This window comes from Photorhabdus noenieputensis, from assembly GCF_018448935.1.
In the GTDB taxonomy this organism is placed as follows: Bacteria; Pseudomonadota; Gammaproteobacteria; order Enterobacterales; family Enterobacteriaceae; genus Photorhabdus; species Photorhabdus noenieputensis.
Window position 1 is genome coordinate 1 of record NZ_RCWC01000181.1, and the last position, 510, is coordinate 510.

Below are 510 nucleotides of genomic sequence, written 5' to 3' on the forward strand. Positions count from 1 at the left end.
CGACCGGCGCGACATACCCGTCCGGGTCCTGCGGCAGCGGCACGGGTACCGGCAGCGCCCGCCAGTCCAGTTTGCCGCTGGGCATCAGGGGCAGGGCCGGCAGCAGCGCCCAGGCAGCGGGGTGCATATAGTCGGGCAGCCGGGCGGTCAGGGTGTGATGACAGCGTGTCAGCAAAGCGGGGTCGGACGGGTCAGGCCCCGCCACCAGATAAGCCGCCAGCCGTTTCTCTCCGGGATGATCTTCACGCAGCTGAACCACCGCATCGACCACCCCGGGCACAGTACGCAGGAGCGATTCAATTTCACCCGGCTCGATGCGGAAGCCGCGTAATTTAATCTGGCCGTCCAGCCGGCCAAGATAGGCCAGCGTCCCGTCCGGCAACCAGCGCACCCGGTCACCGGTACGGTAAAGCCGGGTCAATCCCCCAGCCCGCTCCCGCTCGGTCGCAAACGGGTTCGGCACAAACCGTTCCGCCGTCAACGCCGGCTGATTCAGGTAGCCTCGCGCCA

Annotated in this window: 1 protein-coding gene; it reads right to left on the minus strand. The window is 67.6% G+C overall.

The features are described from left to right. Window positions 1-391: AMP-binding enzyme (locus EAE91_RS23750; protein ID WP_339919730.1), on the minus strand; the 391-nt coding region annotated here is incomplete at its 3' end. Between the last annotated feature and the right edge of the window lie 119 nt (window positions 392-510).